General features: G+C 69.6%; 16 protein-coding genes. 10 read left to right on the forward strand and 6 right to left on the reverse strand.

Translation table 11 applies throughout. From position 1 onward, the window contains the following. The first annotated feature begins 330 nt into the window (after nucleotides 1–330). From ACSDR0_RS17480 to ltrA, 3 genes are all read left to right on the forward strand, one after another. The gene (locus ACSDR0_RS17480) at nucleotides 331–504 is read left to right on the forward strand and encodes an RICIN domain-containing protein (RefSeq protein WP_435289870.1); all 174 of its coding nucleotides are present in this window, start codon (nucleotides 331–333) and stop codon (nucleotides 502–504) included. A 219-nt stretch (nucleotides 505–723) separates the two neighbouring features. Continuing rightward, on the forward strand, nucleotides 724–2,361 hold the full coding sequence (locus tag ACSDR0_RS17485) for a hypothetical protein (protein WP_435289871.1): 1,638 nt from the start codon (nucleotides 724–726) through the stop codon (nucleotides 2,359–2,361). A 747-nt stretch (nucleotides 2,362–3,108) separates the two neighbouring features. After that, nucleotides 3,109–4,890, forward strand: coding sequence for a group II intron reverse transcriptase/maturase (gene ltrA, locus ACSDR0_RS17490; RefSeq protein ID WP_435289872.1), 1,782 nt, complete (start codon nucleotides 3,109–3,111; stop codon nucleotides 4,888–4,890). A 278-nt stretch (nucleotides 4,891–5,168) separates the two neighbouring features. Here ltrA and ACSDR0_RS17495 read toward each other — a convergent pair whose 3' ends face one another. Next, nucleotides 5,169–6,083 carry an alpha/beta fold hydrolase gene (locus ACSDR0_RS17495; protein WP_435289873.1) on the reverse strand — a complete coding sequence of 305 codons (915 nt, stop codon included), beginning with the start codon at nucleotides 6,081–6,083 and terminating at the stop codon, nucleotides 5,169–5,171. 538 nt (nucleotides 6,084–6,621) lie between these two features. Here ACSDR0_RS17495 and ACSDR0_RS17500 point away from each other — a divergent pair. The 5 genes from ACSDR0_RS17500 to ACSDR0_RS17520 are packed head-to-tail and all read left to right on the forward strand — an operon-like array spanning nucleotide 6,622 to nucleotide 11,553. Further along, nucleotides 6,622–7,026: a GntR family transcriptional regulator gene (locus ACSDR0_RS17500; protein WP_435289874.1), complete on the forward strand. Its 405-nt coding sequence runs from the start codon at nucleotides 6,622–6,624 to the stop codon at nucleotides 7,024–7,026. Continuing rightward, a complete protein-coding gene (locus ACSDR0_RS17505) occupies nucleotides 7,023–7,913 on the forward strand; it encodes an ABC transporter ATP-binding protein (protein ID WP_435289875.1) in 891 nt (296 codons plus the stop codon). The genes ACSDR0_RS17500 and ACSDR0_RS17505 overlap by 4 nt, the downstream gene beginning before the upstream one ends. Further along, nucleotides 7,910–8,968 (forward strand): ABC transporter permease, encoded by a 1,059-nt coding sequence (locus tag ACSDR0_RS17510; RefSeq protein ID WP_435289876.1) that lies wholly within the window; start codon nucleotides 7,910–7,912, stop codon nucleotides 8,966–8,968. Before ACSDR0_RS17505 ends, ACSDR0_RS17510 begins: the two co-directional genes overlap by 4 nt. Continuing rightward, the gene (locus ACSDR0_RS17515) at nucleotides 8,965–10,383 is read left to right on the forward strand and encodes a S41 family peptidase (protein WP_435289877.1); all 1,419 of its coding nucleotides are present in this window, start codon (nucleotides 8,965–8,967) and stop codon (nucleotides 10,381–10,383) included. Before ACSDR0_RS17510 ends, ACSDR0_RS17515 begins: the two co-directional genes overlap by 4 nt. Before the next feature lie 12 nt (nucleotides 10,384–10,395). After that, entirely contained in the window at nucleotides 10,396–11,553 is a 1,158-nt protein-coding gene (locus tag ACSDR0_RS17520) for an alpha/beta hydrolase family protein (RefSeq protein ID WP_435289878.1), read from the forward strand. A gap of 138 nt (nucleotides 11,554–11,691) precedes the next feature. Here the strand turns inward: ACSDR0_RS17520 and ACSDR0_RS17525 are convergent, their stop codons facing one another. After that, nucleotides 11,692–12,861: an ROK family protein gene (locus ACSDR0_RS17525; RefSeq protein ID WP_435289879.1), complete on the reverse strand. Its 1,170-nt coding sequence runs from the start codon at nucleotides 12,859–12,861 to the stop codon at nucleotides 11,692–11,694. Between the two features lie 146 nt (nucleotides 12,862–13,007). Here ACSDR0_RS17525 and ACSDR0_RS17530 point away from each other — a divergent pair, with 146 nt between their 5' ends. Then, complete coding sequence (locus ACSDR0_RS17530; protein ID WP_435289880.1) at nucleotides 13,008–16,301, forward strand: glycoside hydrolase family 97 catalytic domain-containing protein; 3,294 nt, start codon at nucleotides 13,008–13,010, stop codon at nucleotides 16,299–16,301. A 110-nt stretch (nucleotides 16,302–16,411) separates the two neighbouring features. Next, a complete protein-coding gene (locus ACSDR0_RS17535; protein ID WP_435289881.1) occupies nucleotides 16,412–17,305 on the forward strand; it encodes an aldo/keto reductase in 894 nt (297 codons plus the stop codon). Nucleotides 17,306–17,326: 21 nt separating this feature from the next. On the opposite strand, the gene ACSDR0_RS17540 is transcribed toward ACSDR0_RS17535, so the two are convergent. The 4 genes from ACSDR0_RS17540 to ACSDR0_RS17555 form a co-directional block, all read right to left on the reverse strand. Further along, a complete protein-coding gene (locus tag ACSDR0_RS17540; protein ID WP_435289882.1) occupies nucleotides 17,327–17,917 on the reverse strand; it encodes a dihydrofolate reductase family protein in 591 nt (196 codons plus the stop codon). Nucleotides 17,918–17,985: 68 nt separating this feature from the next. Then, nucleotides 17,986–18,717, reverse strand: coding sequence for an SRPBCC family protein (locus tag ACSDR0_RS17545; RefSeq protein ID WP_435289883.1), 732 nt, complete (start codon nucleotides 18,715–18,717; stop codon nucleotides 17,986–17,988). Further along, on the reverse strand, nucleotides 18,714–19,301 hold the full coding sequence (locus tag ACSDR0_RS17550) for an ArsR/SmtB family transcription factor (protein WP_435289884.1): 588 nt from the start codon (nucleotides 19,299–19,301) through the stop codon (nucleotides 18,714–18,716). The genes ACSDR0_RS17545 and ACSDR0_RS17550 overlap by 4 nt, the downstream gene beginning before the upstream one ends. 362 nt (nucleotides 19,302–19,663) lie before the next feature. Next, nucleotides 19,664–19,936: a GlsB/YeaQ/YmgE family stress response membrane protein gene (locus ACSDR0_RS17555; RefSeq protein ID WP_389916749.1), complete on the reverse strand. Its 273-nt coding sequence runs from the start codon at nucleotides 19,934–19,936 to the stop codon at nucleotides 19,664–19,666. Nucleotides 19,937–20,148: the final 212 nt, after the last annotated feature.

The raw sequence follows: 20,148 nt of genomic DNA on the forward strand, positions 1-20,148 counted from the left end.
GAGTACGTCTTCGGGAACCCCTGCGCCTCGGGCTCTATCCGGGGCCCTTGGCCTCTTCTCCCAGGTCAGAGCGATATGATCTTGTCAGGCACGTAAGGCATGTCGACCGATCTTGAAGGCATGTCGCATGGGGCCTAGCCGGGTGTTTCGGCTGACTGCGCGGTGGCGGCGAGGGATGATATCGGCGCTGCGGCCGACCACGTCGGCCGCAGCGCCGACAGCGTCGGACGGGGGCATGCTCGGCGGCGATGCGGGCGAAAGCCTCCTCGCCCAGGCGAACGTAGCGGCCGAGGCCGCCCAGGTTCTGGTGGCGGGATTCGGGCCCCGGTCATGAACTTCGCAGGCTCCGCGGCCAACGGCGCCCAGATGCAGCTCTACAACTGCAACGGCACGAGCACGCAGCGCTGGACCTTCGACTCCGGCAGCGGCCGGATCGTCAGTCCGCAGTCCGGCAGGTGCCTCGACGCGACCGGCGTCGGCTTCGCCGACGGCACCCGGCTGTAGATCTGGGACTGCGGCGGGGCCAACCAGCACCGGACGCGCGGCCGAGTGAAGGGTCCCTTCCGCGAGGGAAAGTCTTGCCTTCCCCGAGAACACGTTCTCTCGACCGGAGCGAGGACGTGCTTGATCACGGTTTGGTGTCGTGCGATCGGCTGATCTTGACGTGGGAGCATCCATAAGACGTTATTAGAACGCATGTTCCCATAAATGTAGGAGGGCCTCGTGCGCCACCCGCTGGTTCGCCGATTAGCCGCTCACTGCGGCGCCGTCGGCCTGATCACCGGCCTGCTCACTGTCGCGGCCCCCGCCGCCTCGGCGGCCGACACCACGACCGACCTCGGGGTGATCTCCGACTCCCACACCGCCGACCTGGCCATCGGCGGCGGCCGGGTGTTCGTCCCCATCGACGACCGGATCATCGTGGCCGACACCGGCGGAAACCCCACTGGCGACGTCGTCACCGGCCTGCCCGGCATCCAAGAGCTGGCCATGAACGCGGACAACACCCGCCTGTACGCGGCGCTCACCGGCTCGCACGAGGTGGCCGAGATCGACACCGCGAGCCTCGCCGTCACCCGGCGGATCGACCTGTCGGCCCACCCGTGCCCGTTCACCCTGGCACTGCTGGGTGAGCGGCTGTGGGTGGGGCACGGGTGCGACGACGGCCATGGCGGCGTCGTCGGCCTGGATCTGAGCGCGGCCACACCGGCGCCGGTGGCGGTCGGGGGCGAGCACCTGCGCGCTCCCGTGCTCGCGGCCGCCGGCGACACGCTCGTGGTCGGCCGGACCGGCATCTACCACGCCGACATGCTGGTCTACGACATCGGAGGCGACACCCCGGAGCCGCGCGGCACGATCGACGGCAAGAAGTGGCGCATGGACTACCTGCGCGACCTCGCCCTGACCTCCGACGGCACCACCCTGTTCGCCGCGGCCGACGCCCCCGGTCACTTCGCCAGGTACGACACCAGGACCCTGGCGGCGACCGGCACCTACGGCAACGGCTGGGACGGGTATCCGTCGGCCGTGGCGCTCGGCTCGGGCGGCGCCTACGTCGCCGCGGGACGCCAGTGGGGCAGCACCGACCTCACGCTCTACGACGCCGCGACCGGCACGGCGATGTTCTCGGCCGACCAGCCGGACGCCGAGCTGCTCCCGGACGGCGTCGCGTTCTCCGGCCCGGACGTCTTCGTACTGCTGCGGAGCCCCGCGAACCGGCTGCTGCTCTGGCGGGTGACGGGCGTCGCGCTGCCGGCGTCCAATCTGACGGTGACGGCCCCGGCGCGCACGTATCTCGGCTCGCCGGTCACCGTCGAGGGGCGGCTCACCCGCACCGACGGCAAGGCGCTCGGGCTCAAGCCGCTCGCGGTGACCCGGCGCCCGATCGACGGGACGAAAGAGCCGATCACCGGCGTGACGACGCAGAAGAACGGCACGTTCACCTTCCAGGACACGCCGCCGGACATCGGTGAGGTGACCTACTTGGTGTTCTGGGACGGCGACGACCGCTACCGCCGAAGCAGCGCCTCCGTCACCGTGACGGTCAGGCACATATCCAACCTCACCATGAACGGGCCGCAGTCAGGCGTCGTCGGCACGGCCATGGAGCTGACCGGCGTGCTGGCGGCGGGTGGCAAGCCGCCCTCGCCGGGGGCCACGCTCACCGTGCAGCGCAGCGTGTACGTCGACAACGTCAGCGGCGGAAGCGTCAAACTGCCGCCGGTGAGCGTGAACGCCGACGGCACGTACACGTTCACCGACACACCCGCCATCGCCGGCAGGTACAGCTACCTCGCGTTGTGGTCAGGGGAGGCCACGGCCGGGCCGGCCAAGGCCACCTATCAGATCATGGTCGAGTGACCTGGCGGTCGTGCCCGGCCGTCGGGCCGGGCACGACCGCCAGCCCTTCGTCGCTCCGCCGAAGTCGAACGCCTACTTGCCTTACGTGGTGCGACATGAGGCCGCACTCGATGAGCAGCTATGACAGGAGGTCCGGCATGAAGCCGTGATCATAGCTCGGACCAGTGTCCAAGATCCGTCCCCACTCTGACGTGCGTCGCGGGTAACTGCGGGGTGCGGAGCTCAGAGGAAAAGCCCAAGAGCACCCGATCCGTCCGGGGGCCACAGGCGAGGGGAAGGCCGAAAGGACGAGCGAAAGCAAACCCTTGTTTCAAAGCCTCGTGAGGCAAAACTCCCCGAGACGGCTTTCAAGTTCGGGGCTAACAGGGACTGGCCGCGAGAATCGGCAGGCGGCGGAGGCTGCATATGGCTGACGTGAGGACACCGCCGTCCCCGGGGCAGAGAGGGCGTCCGACCCGGCCGCATCTCATGAGTGTGGAACATGGCAACCCCGACAGGGTCCCCATCCAGGTGGGGTAGGCCGACCGTGAGGAGAGCTGAATTCCCTGGCGGGCACAGGATGCCCAAGAAGCGAACGCCGGCGGCCGAAAGGCAGCGGGAAAGCGGAGCGCAAGGCCTCTACCTCGGGCCGCCCCGTATAACCGGCCGGATACCGGGCCTTGCTCGCCCGGCCCCGAAAGGGGTGCTGACGTGGGCAGGTGAGCCTTTGACGACGAAGCGACAAGGTCGCTGGAACCGAGGGACAAGTTGGATGCCGTCGCGGTGAACGGACCCGAGGACCTGCCCTTGTCCCTGGACGGAAATGGATGGGATGCCATCCATTGGCCGAGCCAGGACAAGCAGGTACAGCAGCTGCGCCACAGGATCTTCAAGGCGACTCAGGAGCAGGACTGGCCCAAGGTCAGGAACCTGCAGAAGCTGATGCTGCGCAGCCGCGCCAACACGCTCGTGAGCGTGCGGCAGGTCGCGCAGCAGAACGCCGGGCGCAAGACGCCAGGGATCGACGGGCAGGTCGCGCTGACCTCGCCCACCAGGGCCGAGCTGGCCGTGCAAGTGCACGCCTCGATCGGAACCTGGCGGCCCCGTGCAGTCAAGCGCGTGCACATACCGAAGGCCCGTGACAGAACCAAGCTCCGGCCGCTGGGCATTCCCGTGCTGGCAGATCGATGCCACCAGGCGCGGGTACGCAACGCGCTGGAACCCGAGTGGGAGGCGCGGTTCGAACCGCGCTCCTACGGGTTCCGGCCCGGTCGGAGCTGCCATGACGCGATTGGGGCGATCTTCCAGACGCTGTGTCTCAGGACTACGAGACGGCTCTGGATCCTCGACGCGGACCTGGCTGCAGCGTTCGACCGGATCGACCACGATTACCTGTTGTCCATGATTGGGTCGTTCCCCGCTCGGGGGCTGATCCGTGAGTGGCTGAAGGCGGGAGTGTTCGAGAAGGGCAAGGGGTTCGCTCCGACACCAGAGGGCACACCCCAGGGCGGCGTAATCTCGCCGCTCTTGCTGAACGTCGCACTTTACGGGCTAGAGGAAGCCGCAGGAGTCCGCTACTCGAAAGAGACGACGCGACTCGGACAGGCCAGCCCGGCAGTGATCAGATATGCCGACGACCTGGTCGCCTGCTGCTTCTCGAAGCAGCAGGCCGAACAGGTCAAGGCACGGCTCGCCGCATGGCTGAAGCCCCGGGGACTGACCTTCAATGAGGACAAGACGCGCATCGTCCATGCCTCGGAAGGGTTCGATTTTCTGGGGATGAACGTCCGCCGCTACGCGGGCGGCAAGCTACTGATCAAACCGAGCAAGGCTGCCATCAAGAGGATCCGGGAACGGCTCGCCAAGGAACTGCGCTCTCTGCGCGGGGCCAACTCGACGAGGGTGATCGCTCGGCTCAACCCCATCATCAGGGGCTGGGCCGCCTACTACCGGACGGTGGTCTCGGCCAAGGTGTTCAAATCCTTGGACCACTACCTGTGGATGCTCACCTACCGGTGGGCGCTTCGAACCCACCGCAACAGGCCACCCCGCTGGATCGTTGATCGGCACTACGGAAAGTTCAACAAGTTCCGCAACGACCGCTGGGTGTTCGGCAATCCGGAAACGGGTGCCTACCTGCTGAAATTCTCTTGGACAAAGATCGAACGACACACCATGGTCAGAGGGCGGGCGTCCCCAGACGACCCCGCCCTGGACGACTACTGGACTGCGCGGCGCCGACGGGTGAAACCCCCGCTCGACGCCTACACCATCAGGGTGCTCGACCGGCAAGACGCGCGCTGCGTGCTCTGCGGAGAACACCTCTTATCTCCCGAACAACCCCCGCAAGGACCGGATGAATGGGAGAGATGGTGGCTTCAGGTAGCACGAAAGGCGATCTCACAAGATCACCTCGTCTACCACGGAAGCCGCGGCCCAAAGGGTGACGTCCGATCACACCTTGTGCACACCTCATGCCACCGGAGTCTCATGTCCCGGGAACGCATGAGGACGGCCAAGCCCTCCCGAGCGTCCGCGGGGCTTGCTTGAGCCGTGTGCTGCGACGAGCAGCAAGCACGGTTCTGAGGGGGCCGGGGCGCAGCAATGCGCCCCGGCTACCCGACCCCTGACACCTTCTCGGTACCCCAGACAACAGCGCGAACTGGTCGACGCCGCTTGGCGGAAGCGGTCGCGTGGCCGGAGAGCAACGAACAGCCGTACGGAAGAGATGACAGCCGTACCTGTGTCGGGGCACCGTGAGCAGGCGGCGATATGTGGCCAGAGGTGTGCCCGGTCGCACTCCTGGTTGTGTCCACGGAGGCGGTGATTCAGGTGGGCTGGGATGCGAGCCAGCCGGTCAGGAGCTGGTTGACCTCATGGGCGCGTTCCTGCTGGATCCAGTGGCCGCAACCGTCGAGGAGGTGAGAGGAGACGAGTCCGGGCAGAGTGACGGAGTAGGCGTCGATCGCGTCGGCCATCCAGGTGGTGGAGGCGTCCAGGACGCCGCCGATGAACACCGACGGTGCGGCGATGGGGGCCGCGTCCCAAGGAGCGAGATCCTCCCAGTCCCGGTCCATGTTCCGGTAACGGTTGAGTGCCGCGCTCATGCCGGTGCGTTCGAATTCTCCGGCGTAGACGTCCAGGTCGTCCTGGGTGAGCCAGAACGGCAGCGGGCCGGTGGGGAACCGCTCGCGGAGCGTGCCGCCACGGGTGGCGAAATGAGGGTCGGGCATGCCGGGAGCGGGCATGGTGTCGCCGGAGAGCGCGGCGTAGAACCCGGCCAGCCAGCCGCGGACGTCCGGTTCGATCTCGGCCTCGGCCCGGCCGGGCTTTTGGAAGTAGCTGACGTAGAACTCCTCCTCGCCGCCCATCTGGGCGAAGACCTCGCTGGGCCGGGGCCCACCCCGAGGTGCGTAGGGAACACTCAGCAGTCCGACCGCGGTGAATACCTCCGGCCGAACCAGGGCGCTGTTGGCGGCGATGCTCGAACCCCAGTCGTGACCGATGATGGTCGCGGTTTCCTCACCAAGGGCGTGCACCACCGCGACGTTGTCCTCGATCAGTTCCAGCATCCGGTAGGCCGCCACCCCGTCCGGCTTGGACGAACGGCCATATCCGCGCACGTCCACTGCCACCGCCCGGTATCCGGCCATGGCCAATGCCGCCAGTTGGTGGCGCCAGGAGTACCAGGACTCCGGAAACCCGTGCACCAGCAGCACCAGCGGCCCGGTGCCCTGCTCCACCAGATGGATCCGACCCGCCGGGGAAGGAACCAGACGGTGTGTTTCCCCAGCCTCGACTGCCCGCGACATGAATCCCCCTGAATCGAAGCGCCCCTCCGGCGCACCTCCCAATCGTGGGGTGGTGGCCCGGAAGCCCGCGAATCCTGTTGCCGTTTCGGCAACAATCTTCGACTCCCCCGTCCCCGCCGACGTCAATTCTTGTCCCGGCAACCATGACGGGACCGCACGGTTCTGGGACGACAGAGGGCGACGTTGGTGGGGTGACCTGTACGAGCTGTGCCCTGACGATCTCATCGCCGAACTGAACGACGGGGCCGACCACGAGAGGGTCACCGCGCTTCTCAAGCGATGCAGGGCCCTGAAGCGGTAGGCCGCCCCGGGCGGTGGGCCGGACAGGATCCCGGAGCGGGGTTGGTCGTCGGCATCTGCCACCAGAGCTCCTCTGACCTCTCCACGGGGACTGCGGTGAGCTCCCGCCACGCGCCTTCTTAACAAGTTCCATACATGTAATAATCTAAAGTACTAGGACAGTAGATAAATGGAGGAACTGGTGATCGAGTTCCATCTGGATGCGAAGTCCGGCGTCTCGCCGTACATGCAGCTGGTACAGCAGGTACGGCACGCGCTACGACTCGGCCTGCTGCGTGAGGGCGACCAGCTGCCGACCGTCAAGGAGGCCGTGGCGCAACTGGCGATCAACCCCAACACCGTCCTCAAGGCCTACCGGGAACTCGAGCACGAGGGCCTGGTCGCCGCCAGGCCGGGGGTGGGGACGTTCGTGACGGCGACCCTCACCGACACCTCGCTGGCCGCGCACGGCCCGCTGCGGCTGGAGCTGCAGCGCTGGCTGGCCAAGGCCCGCCGGGCCGGCCTTGACGACGAGAGCATCGAGGCCCTTTTCACGACCACCTTTCGGACCACCGCTCAGGAGGAAATAGCGTGACCGCTGTCTTGGAGGCCCAGGCACTGGGCAAGCGGTACGGCAGGCGCTGGGCGCTGCGCGAGTGCACCGTCGACATCCCGGCAGGCCACGTCGTCGGGCTGGTGGGCCCCAACGGAGCCGGCAAGACCACGCTGCTGAAGCTGGCCGGCGGCCAGCTGGAGCCGACGGCGGGCGGCATCACCGTGCTGGGCGGGCGGCCCGGGGGCACGCCCGCCCAGCTGGCCAGGGTCGGGTTCGTCGCCCAGGACACCCCCGTCTACGCGGGGCTGACCGTCGCCGAACACCTGCGGCTGGGCGCCCGGCTCAACCCCCGCTGGGACGCCGCCATGGCGCGGGAGCGCATCGCGCAGCTCGGCCTCGTCCCCACTCAACGGGCGGGCAAGTTGTCCGGCGGGCAGCGCGCCCAGCTCGCCCTCACCCTGGGCCTGGCCAAGCGGCCCGAGCTGCTGATCCTGGACGAGCCCGTGGCCTCGCTGGACCCACTGGCCCGCCGCGAGTTCCTGCAGGGGCTGATGGAGGCCACCGTCGAGCACGAGTTCAGCGTCGTGCTCTCCTCCCACCTGGTCTCCGACCTGGAACGGGTCTGCGACTTCCTGATCGTGCTGGTCGACTCCCGCGTCCAGGTCGCCGGGGAGGTCGACAGGCTGCTGTCCACCCATCACCGGCTCACCGGTCCGCGCCGCGACCCCGAGCGGCTCCCCGCCGACCAGCACGTGGTCTCCGCGCGCCACACCGAGCGGCAGAGCACGTACGTGGTCCGTACCGACGCCCCGATCCTCGACCCCGCCTGGACGGTCAGCCGGCTCGGCCTGGAGGACCTCGTCCTGGCCTACATGGAAAAGCGCACCGCCGAGAACCGGCGGGCCGCCCTGGAGGTGCAGCGATGATCTGGCTGACCTGGCGCCAGTTCCGCGGATCGGCCGCGATGATGGCCGCCCTGCTCGTCACACTCATCGCCGCCCTGGCCCTGACCGGGCCGGACCTGGCCTCCCAATACTCCACCGGGATCGCCGCCTGTACGCAGGACAGTACCTGCGACCGCTTCTACGACCGCTTCTTCGACGAGTACCAGCTGCCCTTCACGGCCGTCAGCCTCGTCGTGCTGCTCCTGCCCGCCCTCGTCGGGCTCTTCTGGGGAGCACCGCTGATCACCCGCGAGCTGGAGGCGGGCACGCACCTGCTGGTGTGGAACCAGAGCATCACCCGCGGCCGCTGGCTGGCGGTCAAGCTCACGCTCACCGGCCTGGTCGCCATCGCCGCCGCCTGCCTGTGCGGCCTCGCGGCGACCTGGTGGTCCGACCCCCTGGACAAGTCGGCCACTCCGGAGCTGGCCCTGATGGCTCCTTTGGTGTTCAGTGCGCGCGGTATCGCGCCGATGGGGTACGCGGCCTTCGCCTTCGTCCTGGGCGTGACCGTGGGCATGCTGGTGCGCCGCACGCTGGCCGCCATGGCCCTCACCCTGGCCGTCTTCACCGTAATCCAGATCGCCATGCCGCTGCTGGTCCGGCCCCACCTGATGCCCCCGGTCACATCGACCTTCGAACTCAGCAAGGCGAACGTGGACGGCATCGGTATACAGCGGGGCGAAACCCAGTTCGTGCACATTGTGCTGGAGTCAGCCGTTCCCGGTCACGCCGGCGCCTGGGTCCTGTCCAGCGACTTCGTCGATCCGTCCGGGCGCAAGATCGCCAGTAGCGGTACGGAAGGCGCCGTCAAGACCTCCACCACGTCGGGGCCCTGCGCACCGCCGGGGGCGGGAGCGGGAGCGGGCATGGACGGGTGCCTGGTCGAGGTCAACCGGCTCGGCTACCGGCAGCAGGCGAGCTACCAGCCCCTGGAGCGCTTCTGGCCCTTCCAGTGGATCGAGACCGGGATCTACGCCCTGCTCACCGCCGGCCTCACATGGTTCTGCTTCTGGTGGGTCCGAAGGCGCCTGTCATGACCGCCGTCAGGACCGCGGCCGCCGGGCTCGCGCTCCTGCTGGCGGCGGCCTGCACGGCGCCGGCGCCGCCGCGCATCCAGGCGAGCACGGCGGGCGCGACGGCCTGCGCACGCCCCCAGGGACCGCCCAAGGCGGAGACGGCCACCACGATCGACGTCATCGAGCAGGCGTACCTCTGCATCCTCGGCAACTACTACAGCGGCGCCACCCTGGACGCTCGCGCGCTGCTGACCGCCGGATTCGTCGCCCTGACCCAGGAGCTCAACCGCAACGGGCACGACGTACCCGAGGCGACCATGCCCGCGCTGACCGGCGACCGCAAAGCCGACTGGGCCGCCTTCGAGACCGCCTACCGCAAGACCACCGACCAGGTCCCCGACCTGCGCGACCGGCTGGCCGTCGTCACCCTGGAGGCCATCGTGGCCGCCCTCGGCGACAACCACGCCCGCTGGGCGCACGACGTCACGCGCCACCCCGACCACTACGACGGCGACGGCTACGGCCTGGGCCTGGCGGCGAACGTCAACGGCCCCCAGGCGAACGCCAACCCCGGCACCGCCGTCGCCCCGCTGTTCGTCACCACCGTGCAGGGCGGCGCCGCGCGGGCCGCCGGCCTGCGCCCCGGCGACCTCATCGAAGCGGTCAACGGCTCGGCGCCCTTCATCGACGACAAGGCCACCCCCGCCATCGCCGCCCTCTACCCCAGGTACCCCGACGCGCGGCCGGTGCGACTGCGGCTGCTGCGGCAGAGCACCGGCCGCCGCTGGAGCGTCACCCTCAAACCCGGCCTCTTCCAGCGCGATCCGGCCACCCTGCGGGTGGTGCAGTCGGAGCTGCTGGACGACGACATCGCCTACGTGCGGATGACCGGATTCGCCCCCGACTCCGCCAACCGGGTTCTCAAGGCGATCTCCAGGCTGCGAAAGGGCCGGACGCTGTCCGGCGTCGTGCTGGACCTGCGCGGCAACGGCGGCGGCAGCCCCGTGGAGACGATCCGGCTGCTGAGCGCGTTCGTCCACGGCAAGAACACCGCCTACCAGTGCACCGTGGACGCCAGGTGCGAAGCGTCGCGGACCGACGACACCGTCGAACTGCTGCACCTGCCGCTGGTGGTGCTCACCGACCGCGGCTGCGCCTCGGCCTGTGAGCACTTCAGCTCCGCGGTCAAGGACCTGCGCATCGGCCCGCTGGTCGGTACCAGAACCGCCGGGCTCGTCTCCGGCCCGGCGCAACCGTACCTGCTCGGTAACAACACCCTCCTGAGCTTCCCCGACAAGCACCACCTGGGGCCCGATCGCGAGGTGATCGACCGGGTCGGCGTGCCGCCCGACCACCACATACCCCTGACCCCGAAGGACGCGGCCGCCGGACGCGACCCCGCACTGGCCAAGGCCCTGGCCTTGCTGCACACGTGAATGGACCTCCCCATGAGACAGCTCCTGGCCGTCGCCGCGGGACTGGTCGTCCTCGCCGCGTCCGCCTGCTCCGCCCCCGCACCGCCCCGTGCCGCCGTCGGCCCGTCGGCCACACCGACCGGCCCCGCCACCCTGCCGGCCCCCACCGGCGCCCATCCGGTCGGCACCACCGCCCTGTATTTGAAAGACGCCTCCCGCCCCGATCCCTGGGACCTCGACGCCGACGCCAGAGAGCTCAAGGTCACCCTGTGGTATCCGACCGAGCGGCGGGAGGGGCAGCGGGCGCCGTACATGACGCCGAAGGAGTCGGAGCTCACCCTGAAGGGCTCCAGGATCACCGGCGCACCGTACGACACGCTGAGCAAGACGCGCACGAACGCCATCGAGGACGCCGAACCCGCGGGGCGCGGATTCCCGCTGGTGGTGCTCTCTCCCGGCTTCACCAAGCCGGTGAGCACGCTCACGTCCCTGGCCGAGGATCTGGCCAGCAGGGGGTATGTCGTGGCCGGGATCGACCACACCTACGAGAGCTACGCCACCACCTTCCCCGGCGGGCGGGTCGCCGAATGCCTCGCCTGCGACAGCGACACCGACCCGGGCTTCGGCACCGGGCTGGTCCAGGGCCGGGCGGCCGATGTCTCCTTCGTGCTCGATCGGCTGCCATCGGAGTGGGACGGCTCCGGTCTGATCGACCGCTCCCGGATCGCGATGGCAGGTCAGTCGATCGGCGGGGCCGCCGCCATGGCGGCCATGGTCAAAGACCCACGCGTACGCGCCGGAATCGACATGGACGGCACCACCTACGCCCGGATTCCCAAGAGCGGGTTCACCCGGCCGTTCATGTTCATCGGTTCGCCGCAGCACGTCCCCGGGGGCCGCGACACCTCGTGGGACCGCGACTGGAAGCTGCTGACCGGGTGGAAGCGCTGGCTCGTCCTGACGGGCTCCGACCACCAGTCCTCCACCGACCTGCCGCTGCTGGCGGGCGCCCTCGGCATCAGGCCCGCCCCCGGCGCCCTGTCCGCGGCGCGCTCCGCCGAGCTCACCCGCACCTACGTGGCGGCCTTCCTCGACCGGCACCTGAAGTCACGGCGGCAGCCTCTGCTGGAGGGGCCGTCACCGCGCTACCCCGAGGTCACGTTCTGCCCCGCGACGTGCGGCACCCCTTGAAGCCGTACGGCATGAGGGCATGAGACGTCGGCCGCTCTTCATCCCGCTGCTCGTCATGTCGCCCCTGATGATCGCTCCTACCCGCGACCGCTCTCCTAAGGCGATCATGCCGCCGCGTAGCCGAAAGTCCTGATGGGGCTACCGGACCGGGGCGGCTCCAGGCGCCGTGGCGGCGAGGGTCAGAGCTCCGACGAGGGCGGCGCGGGGGCCCAGGGGGGAGGAGCGGATCTGGACACGGTCGCTGATCGCGGGCTGGGCGAAGCGGCGCAGGGATTCGCGGACTCCTTCCAGGAGGGGGTCCCCCGCGGTCGCCAGTTCGCCGCCGATGATGATCATCGCGGGGTCCAGGGCGTTGCACAGGTCCGACAGGACCCGTCCGAGCCGGCGCCCCGCGTCGGTGACGATCCGGGCCACGACCGGGTTGTGGACCAGGGCGTTCAGGAACAGGTCGTCGGGCCGTTCGGAGGGCGGCAGACCCGCCGCGACGAGCTGCCTCCACACCTCGCCGATCGACACCACCGATTCGAGGCAGCCGCGCTGCCCGCAACGGCACTGCGCCCCGCCCTCCTGGACCAGCGTGTGGCCGATCTCCCCTGACGCCCCGTATGCCCCGGTGTATCGCCTGCCCGCGAGGATCAGCCCGGCTCCGATGCCGTGGGACGCCTTGACGTAGATCAGGTCGGACACGTTCTGCCCGGCCCCGTGGGTGTGCTCGGCCAGCGCGGCGAGCTCCGCGTCGTTCGCGATCACCACCTCCCCGCCGAGCCGGGCGATCAGCTCCTGCCGAGGCCGGACCCCGGCCCAGCCAGCGAGGATCGTGGCCGACTGGATCGTGCCGGTCGCCTGGTTGATCGGCCCCGGGATCCCCGCCACGGTCCGCCGCACCGAACCGGCCGGGACCTCCGCTCGCTCCAGCAGGTCGGCGACCAGGATCGCCGCCTGGTCGAGCGCGTTGCTCGCCGAGGCGTCCACGTCGAGACGCACCGTGCCCTCGGCGACGATCTCCTGCGCGGTCGAGGCGAGCGCCGCCGAGACGTGCCTGTGCCCGAAGTCGATCCCGACGAGATACCCCGGAAGGCGGCGCGGCGACAGCCGCGACGACGGCCTGCCGCGCCCCGCGTGGTCGGCGGCCTCGTGCTCCTGCACCAGCCCTTTGGCCAGCAGGCCCCGGACGATCCCCGCCACCGTGCTCGGCGCGAGGCCGGTCCGGCGGCTCAGCTCCTGCCGGGTCGCGGGGAAGGACTGGTTCAGCGCGTCGAGGATCGCGCGCCTGCTGCGTTCGATCCGCTGGTTCTGTGTGGTGAACACCGGCCGAGCCTATCTAATTTGGATGCTTAGTGCACTAATTAAATCGTATTAAGGGTGTTGACCAGAGTCTTTTCTGGCCCCTAACGTCACGGAACATGTCACGGAGTCTTTTCCGTCACATCACCACCCCGTTAGAAGAGGCGTGCATGGAACGTAAGAAGGCCGCGCGGAGAAGAAGATGGGCGGGACTGCTCTCGATGACGGCGGCCGTCGTGGTCTCCGGAGGGATCGTGGCGGTGCCGGCGCTGGCCGAGGAACCCATGCCTGCCTCCGGTGCCCTCGCCGAGGTCGCCGGGGAGGGCGCTCATGTCGTCGAGTCGCCGGACCGTGATCTGCGGGTCGCGGTCACCGTCGTCGACGGGCGTCTCACCTACAGCGTGACGAAGCACCGCAAGACACTCGTCGGCGCGTCCGGGCTCGGTGTGGATCTCGCGGGACGCCCCAGCCTCACACAGGGCATGGCCGTAGAGTCCGTCGAACGGCGCACGATCAACGAGACGTGGAAGCCGGTCTGGGGGACGTCGAGCGAGGTCAGGAACCACGCGAAGGAGCTCACCGTCCACGCGGTCCAGGCCGACACGGGGTTCAAGCTCGACCTGGTGTTCCGGGTCTTCGACGACGGGGTCGGCTTCCGCTACCGCTTCCCCGACCAGCCCGGCCTGGAGGCCTACACCGTCACCGCCGAGCAGACCGAGTTCGCCCTCGACCCCGGCGCGCGGAGTTGGTCGATCCCCGCGGGCAAGACCTGGGCCGCCGACGAGCAGCACTACCGCGACCTGCCCCTGTCCGGCGTCTCCACCGCCCAGACCCCCATCACCGCCTCCCCCGCCGCCGACTCCTACGTGGTGGTGCACGAGGCCGACCTGACCGACTACCCCAGCATGACGCTGAAGTCGGTGCCGGGACGGCCCGGCCGGTTCTCCAGCGACCTGATCGCCCTCCCCGACGGCACCAAGGCCAAGCTGAACGGCGCGTTCTCCACGCCCTGGCGCACCCTCACCGTGGGCGAACGCCCCGGCGACCTGGGTGAGTCCCATCTGATCGAGAACCTCAACGACCCGTGCGCGATCTGCGACGACACGTCCTGGATCAAGCCCGCGACGTACGTGGGCGTCTGGTGGGAGCTCCAGCGCAGGCACACCACCTGGAACGCCGGGCCCAAGCACGGCGCGACCACCGCACGGGTCAAGCAGTACATCGACCTGGCCAAGGAGGCGGGCGCGAAGTTCGTGCTGGCCGAGGGCTGGAACACCAACTCCGGCGGCAGCTGGGCGAACCAGGACTTCCTGACCCCGCAGGCCGACTTCGACCTCCCCGAGGTCCTCCGTTACGCCGCCGAGAACGGCATCGGGTACATCGCGCACAACGAGACCCGGGGCAACATCGACTACTACGACCAGTATCTGGAGCAGATCTTCTCCAAGTACGAGGAACTCGGCATCCACGCGATCAAGACCGGCTACGCCACGAAGTTCCTGCTCGGCGGCGTCAATCGCAGCCACTACGACCAGGAGGCCGTCCGCCACTACCAGCGGGTGATCGACGCGGCGGCCCGGCACCGCATCACGGTCAACGCCCATGAGGCGATCAAGCCCACCGGCCTGGCGCGCACCTACCCGAACATGATGTCGGGCGAGGGCGTCGCGGGCATGGAGCAGCACAACTACATGGGCGCCAACGGCAACCCGCCCGCGCAGGCCACGATCCTCCCCTTCACCCGGTTCATGGGAGGACCCGCCGACTACACGCCCGGCGTCCTGAACGTCACGTGGGACCCGGCCCGGCTCAACACCCGCGTCCAGACCACCTCGGCCGCACAGCTCGCGCTGTACCCGACGTTCTTCAGCCCGCTGCAGATGCTCGCGGACACCCCAGAGAACTACGCCGCCCACCCCGGCTTCGCCTTCCTCAAGGACATGCCCGCCACCTGGGACGAGACCCGCGTCCTGGACAGCGCCATCGGCGACCACACCACGACCGCCCGGCGCAACGGCGACACCTGGTACCTCGGCGCGATCACCGACGAGAACGACCGGGTCCTTGAGGTGCCGCTGTCGTTCCTCTCCCACGGCACCTTCGTGGCGGAGACCTACGCCGACGCCCAGGAGACCACCTGGAAGGGCGACCCGCTGCCCGTCGAGATCCGCAAGACCCTGGTCAGGTCGTCCACCCGGCTGTCGATGTCGCTCGTCGCCGCCGGCGGCCAGGCGGTCAGGATCAGGCCCGCGACCGCCAAGGAGCTCCGTGACCTCCCCCGGTACGCCACGCCCCGCGCCGATTACGACACCCCCGAAGCCGTGCTGGACCCGGCCACCCAGCAGCTCACCGTGAAGGCTCAGCTCACCAACACCGGCAGCACCGTGGCGGAGTTCCAGGCCCAGGTGTTCCTCGACGGCCGCGCCGTCGGCGATGCCCGGCGCGTCCGCGTCGCGGGCGACGGAGCCAGGACCGTCGAATGGACACTGCCCGCCTCCGAGGTTCCCGACCAGGACTTCCGGGTCGAGGTCGGCGCCCCCACCGGCAAACACGGTGAATCGGTCCGCGTCGCACAGACGCGTTCGCTGCTCGACCTCGTCCGGGAGCTGCGGAAGTCCCGCGAGGTGACCTCGTCCGCGGCGGAGCTCCTCAAGCCCATGATCACCAAGGCCGAGACCCTGCTCCGCCAGGGCGACCCGACCGGCCGTCTCCTGGCCCTCCAGGAAGTACGCCTCGCCCTCTACGGTCTCCCCCTCACCGAGGTGACCGCGCAGGCCCGCACCGCCATCGACGACCGGCTCACCACCCGGCTCGGCACACCGGAGGCACTCCTGTCCCTCGCCCTGAAGGTGCGGTTGGCAACGGACGCGGGCGCCCTCAGCCCGGCCCTGTCCGGCGGACTCGCCCTTGAGGTCAAAGCCGCGATCACCGCGGCGGTCGCCGGCGACCTGGCCGGGATGCGGGAGGCCCTCAACCGGTTCACCGCCCTGGTCAACGCCGAGCCGATCGCCCCGGACGTCGCGGCCGACCTGCTGTCCGTCAGCGCACTTCTCGCCACCGGCCCCCGCAGGCTCGAAGCGGAGTCCGCGCAGCTCGTCAGCGGCGCGTGCCTGCGCACCGAGCACGCCGGCTACACCGGCACCGGCTTCGTGGCCTGCCTGAAGACCAAGGACAGCGGCGTCCGTTTCAACGCCCCGGTCACCGTCGACGGCCTCTACACCGTCCGCCTGCGCTACGCCAACGCCATGGGCACCACCCAGACCATGACCCTCTCCAGCGGGACGCAGTCCCTCCAGCTCCGGCTGCCCACCCTGCAGAACTGGGCCACCTGGTCCGAGCACCAGGTCGGCCTCCGCCTCAGCAAGACCACCCCGCTGACCTTCACGTACGGTCCCAACGACAACGGCAACGTCAACCTCGACTCCATCAGCCTCGATCCCGACCCAGGTGTCATCCGCCGATAACCCGCGACACCAGGATCACCGTCCCCGCGCGATCGGCCGATCGCGCGGGGACGGACGCCGGCCACCGTCGGCGTTTCCGGGCGTTCGGGAGGTGCTGGCAGACTTCGCCCATGAACCCGGAGAGCATCACAGCGGCGGTGGCGGGCACGTGGGAACTCGGCGATCTGGTCGTCAACCGGATCGGATTCGGCGCGATGCGCCTGACGGCGAACGCCGACGGCACCCCGAGCGACCGTGACCGGGCGATCGCCGTGCTGCGGCGCGCGGTCGAGCTCGGGGTGAACCACATCGACACCGCCGCGTTCTACTTCTCGCCGCTGCGTTCCGCCAACGAGCTGATCAACCGGGCGCTGGCCCCGTACCCGGATGACCTGGTCATCACCACGAAGGTCGGGCCGGGCAAGGATCCGTCGGGTGCGTGGCTGCCCCCGGCCGGGCCGGAGCAATTGCGCGGCCAGGTCGAGGAGAACCTCCGCCAGCTCGGCCGCGACCATCTCGACGTGGTGAACCTGCGCGTCCACGGACCCGACTCGATCGCCGAGCGCTTCGGCGCGCTGGCCGAGCTGCGCGACGCCGGGCTGATCCGCCACCTGGGCATCTCCAACGTCAGGCCCAAGCATCTCGCCGAGGCCCTGGCCATCGCCCCGGTGGTCTGCGTGCAGAACAGGTACGGTCTCGGCGCGAGCCCCGAGCGCCACGAGTTCCTGCGCGCCTGCGGGGAGCGGGGCATCGCGTTCGTGCCGTTCTTCGCGATCGCCGGGGACGGGCGCGAGGCGGGCGCGAGCGGCGCCGAGAACGACGAGGTCCTGGCCGTCGCGCGCGCCCACGGGGCGACGGCGGCACAGGTCCGGCTGGCGTGGACGCTGCTGCGCGGGCCGCACGTGCTGGCCATCCCGGGCACCGGCGACCCGGACCATCTGGTCGCCAACGTGGCCGCCGGTGCGCTGCGGCTCTCGGAGGACGAGATCGCCCGTCTCGAAAGGGGGACACCGGTCACCTTCTGACCACCGGGATGTCCCGGGAATTCAGCCGGTCGTCCGGTAGGTGCACACGTTCACACCCGCGTCGCTGGTGACCGTGGAGACCAGTTCGAGCGTGTGCAGGCCACCGTCGTCAGGGAAGATCGTCTTGCCGCCGCCGAGGATCACCGGCATGACCATGAGCCGGAGCTCGTCGGCCAGGCCCTCGCTCAGGAGGGTGCGCGCGAGGGTGGGACTCCCCATGACCACCAGGTCGCCGTCGCCGGTCTCGCGCAGCTTCCGGATGTGGGAAACGGCCTCGTCGCCGGGGATGCGGGTGGTGTTGTTCCACGTCAGCTCGTCGTCGCCCAGTGTCCGGGACACGACGTACTTCGGGATCGCGTTCATCCGGTCGGCGAACGGGTCACCGGCTCGTCCGGGCCACGCCGAGGCCATGGTCTGCCACGTGCGGCGCCCGAACAACAGCGCCTCGGCCCCGCTCAGCGCGCCGTCGAAGGTGCCGCCGACCACCTCCGGATCGAAGAACGGGCCCGACCAGCCGCCGTGGGCGAAGCCGCCGTCGGTGTCCTCCTTGGGCCCGCCCGGCGCCTGCACGACGCCGTCGAGGCTCATGAACTCGATGATCAGGATACGCATGGGATTGCTCCTTCAGGGGGTGTGTCGCCGAGGTGTCGCACCACCGGCGTGGGCATCGGGGTGGTCGGTCAGCCGAAGTTCTCGGCCATCCAGGCGTCCCAGGCGGCCTGCTCGTCGCGGCCCGCGAAGTTCTGGTGGCCGAGCACGAGGGCGTCGCCGCGGGCGGTGCCGGAGTGGATGAACCGGTACAGGCCCTCGCCCGTCCGGACGCCCAGGTTGACGGGCAGGTTCGCGTAGTAGACGACCCCGGCGGAGCCGTCGGGGAGCCGGACGTCGTCGCCCTCGCCGACGTCCGGCGTGACGCCCAGCGACTCCGTGACGATCTTCCAGACCGCGTCCGGGCCGCCCGCTCCGGGCCGGAAGACCGCCGTGACCGACGGGGTGCGGCCGGTGAAGTGGATGAGGTACTGCCTGAGGGTCTCCAGGTAAATGGGCCAGCCGGCCTTCATCGCCTCGAACTCGGTCTCCCAGTCGTCACCGAGCATGCCGTTCTGCACGAGCCGCAGCACGGTCGTGCCGCCGCCGCGTCCCTCGATGAGATACTCCATCGCCATGAACCGGCCGTCGGGAGCCTCCGCGCCGCGGGTCGCGAGGCGGGCTCCGGGCTCGTAGGCGGTGATCGTGGCCTGCTGGGTGTGGCCCATCATCGTGAGGTGGGCGGGGCCGCCGGCGGACGTGCCGAGCTCGGTGCGTCCCATGAACCAGGAGTCGACGCCCGGCCCGGTCGCGATCGCGTCCCAGACCTGCTCGGGGGTGGCGGCGAGCTCGATCTCCTGGCTCAGCTCGAACGGGTGTGTCATCGGGCTTCCTTCACGCTCGGGTGGAGGGCGACGACGATCCGGTGGTCGCGGCCGCTCTCGGCGGACTCGTCGTGGTATTTGGACACCAGGGCCGTGACGGCCCCGGCGAGCTCCCCGGCGAACGCGGCCCGGTCGGCGGCCGAGGCGAAGCGCACCTCGCCGTCGATCGCGAAGGTCGCGACGCGCTTGCGCGCCTTGGCGGCGCCGGTGATGAGCGTCCCGACGTCGCGGACCAGCCGGGCCGCGACGGCCAGCAGCCAGCTCGCAGACAGCTGGTCGGGGGAGCGGGCCGGGTCGGGCTCGACCAGCGCCAGCGCGGTCGGGGAGATCACGTAGGAGGCCGCGGTCGCACGCATGATGCGCTCGTTGACGTTGCCCTTGCGCCGCTCCTCGATCAGCTCGACGAGCCCGTGTGCCTCAAGCGTCTTCAGGTGGTAGTTGACCTTCTGCCGGGGCAGGCCGACCTTGGCGGCCAGCATGGTCGCGGAGCCGGGCTCGCTCAGCTCGGCCAGCAGCCGGGCCCGGATGGGGTCCAGCGAGGCCTCGGCGGCGGCCGGGTCTTCGATCACGGCGATGTCCTGCATGACCACAGGCTACGGCCGACAAATTAACTTGTCAAGAACTCCTTATTTTCCGGACCGTCGGCCTCCTGACCTCGCGACCTTCCGGCCTCCCGGATTTCCGACCTTCCGACCTTCTGGCCCCCGGCCTCCCGGACTTCTGGCCTTCTGGCCTTCTGGCTTCCCGGACTTCCGGACTTCCGACCCTTTGGCCTTCCGGTCTTCCGGCTCGGGCCTGGGCGGTACCGCGCGTCCGGGCGGTGCGGAACACGACGACGGCCCCGCCCCGGAAAGATCCGGGGCGGGGCCGTCGCGGGTGCCCGGGGCGGTGGTCTCCGGATTTCCTCGGGATCTCCCCGTGGAAAACGGCCGCCCCAGGTCACGGACTAGCGGACGCCTCGCCTGCCGTACAGGCTCACCGCCAGGATGACGCCGACTGCGGCCAGGGCGATCTGGATGATCAGCTCGATCCAGTCGATACCGGACGTGGCGGAGACCCCGAGGGCTCCGGCGATCACGGTGCCGATGAGTGCGGCGACGATACCGATCACGATGGTCAGCCAGATCGGGATGCCCTGCTTGCCGGGCACGACGAGCCGGCCCAGGGCACCGATGATGGCGCCGATGACGATGGCGGTAATGATGCCGGTGACTGTCATGTTCCACGCTCCCTGTCTGCTCAGCTGCCAGGCGTATGCCCGAGGAAAGAGGAACAACACATAACGGAGTGACCCGAATTATTGGCCGCTCGCACGGGACGCCCCCCGAGCTCGTGCGGGACACGCCGTAAGGGCTCCGCGAATCGGCTCCGATCCGGGGCCGGAGACCGGGTGTCCCGGTGCCGGGGAGGGGAATCGGCGGTCCGTCCCGG

Origin of the sequence: Streptosporangium sp. G11, from assembly GCF_051192615.1 — a bacterium.
GTDB lineage: Bacteria > Actinomycetota > Actinomycetes > Streptosporangiales > Streptosporangiaceae > Streptosporangium.

Bases quoted from the DNA above. Each gene is read 5' to 3' on its own strand.
- ACSDR0_RS17480 (WP_435289870.1), top strand. From the start codon at position 331: ATGAACTTCGCAGGCTCCGCGGCCAACGGCGCCCAGATGCAGCTCTAC.
- ACSDR0_RS17500 (WP_435289874.1), top strand. From the start codon at position 6,622: ATGGAGGAACTGGTGATCGAGTTCCATCTGGATGCGAAGTCCGGCGTC.
- ACSDR0_RS17510 (WP_435289876.1), top strand. From the start codon at position 7,910: ATGATCTGGCTGACCTGGCGCCAGTTCCGCGGATCGGCCGCGATGATG.
- ACSDR0_RS17515 (WP_435289877.1), top strand. From the start codon at position 8,965: ATGACCGCCGTCAGGACCGCGGCCGCCGGGCTCGCGCTCCTGCTGGCG.
- ACSDR0_RS17520 (WP_435289878.1), top strand. From the start codon at position 10,396: ATGAGACAGCTCCTGGCCGTCGCCGCGGGACTGGTCGTCCTCGCCGCG.
- ACSDR0_RS17530 (WP_435289880.1), top strand. From the start codon at position 13,008: ATGGAACGTAAGAAGGCCGCGCGGAGAAGAAGATGGGCGGGACTGCTC.
- ACSDR0_RS17535 (WP_435289881.1), top strand. From the start codon at position 16,412: ATGAACCCGGAGAGCATCACAGCGGCGGTGGCGGGCACGTGGGAACTC.
- ACSDR0_RS17540 (WP_435289882.1), bottom strand. From the start codon at position 17,917: ATGCGTATCCTGATCATCGAGTTCATGAGCCTCGACGGCGTCGTGCAG.
- ACSDR0_RS17545 (WP_435289883.1), bottom strand. From the start codon at position 18,717: ATGACACACCCGTTCGAGCTGAGCCAGGAGATCGAGCTCGCCGCCACC.
- ACSDR0_RS17550 (WP_435289884.1), bottom strand. From the start codon at position 19,301: ATGCAGGACATCGCCGTGATCGAAGACCCGGCCGCCGCCGAGGCCTCG.
- ACSDR0_RS17555 (WP_389916749.1), bottom strand. From the start codon at position 19,936: ATGACAGTCACCGGCATCATTACCGCCATCGTCATCGGCGCCATCATC.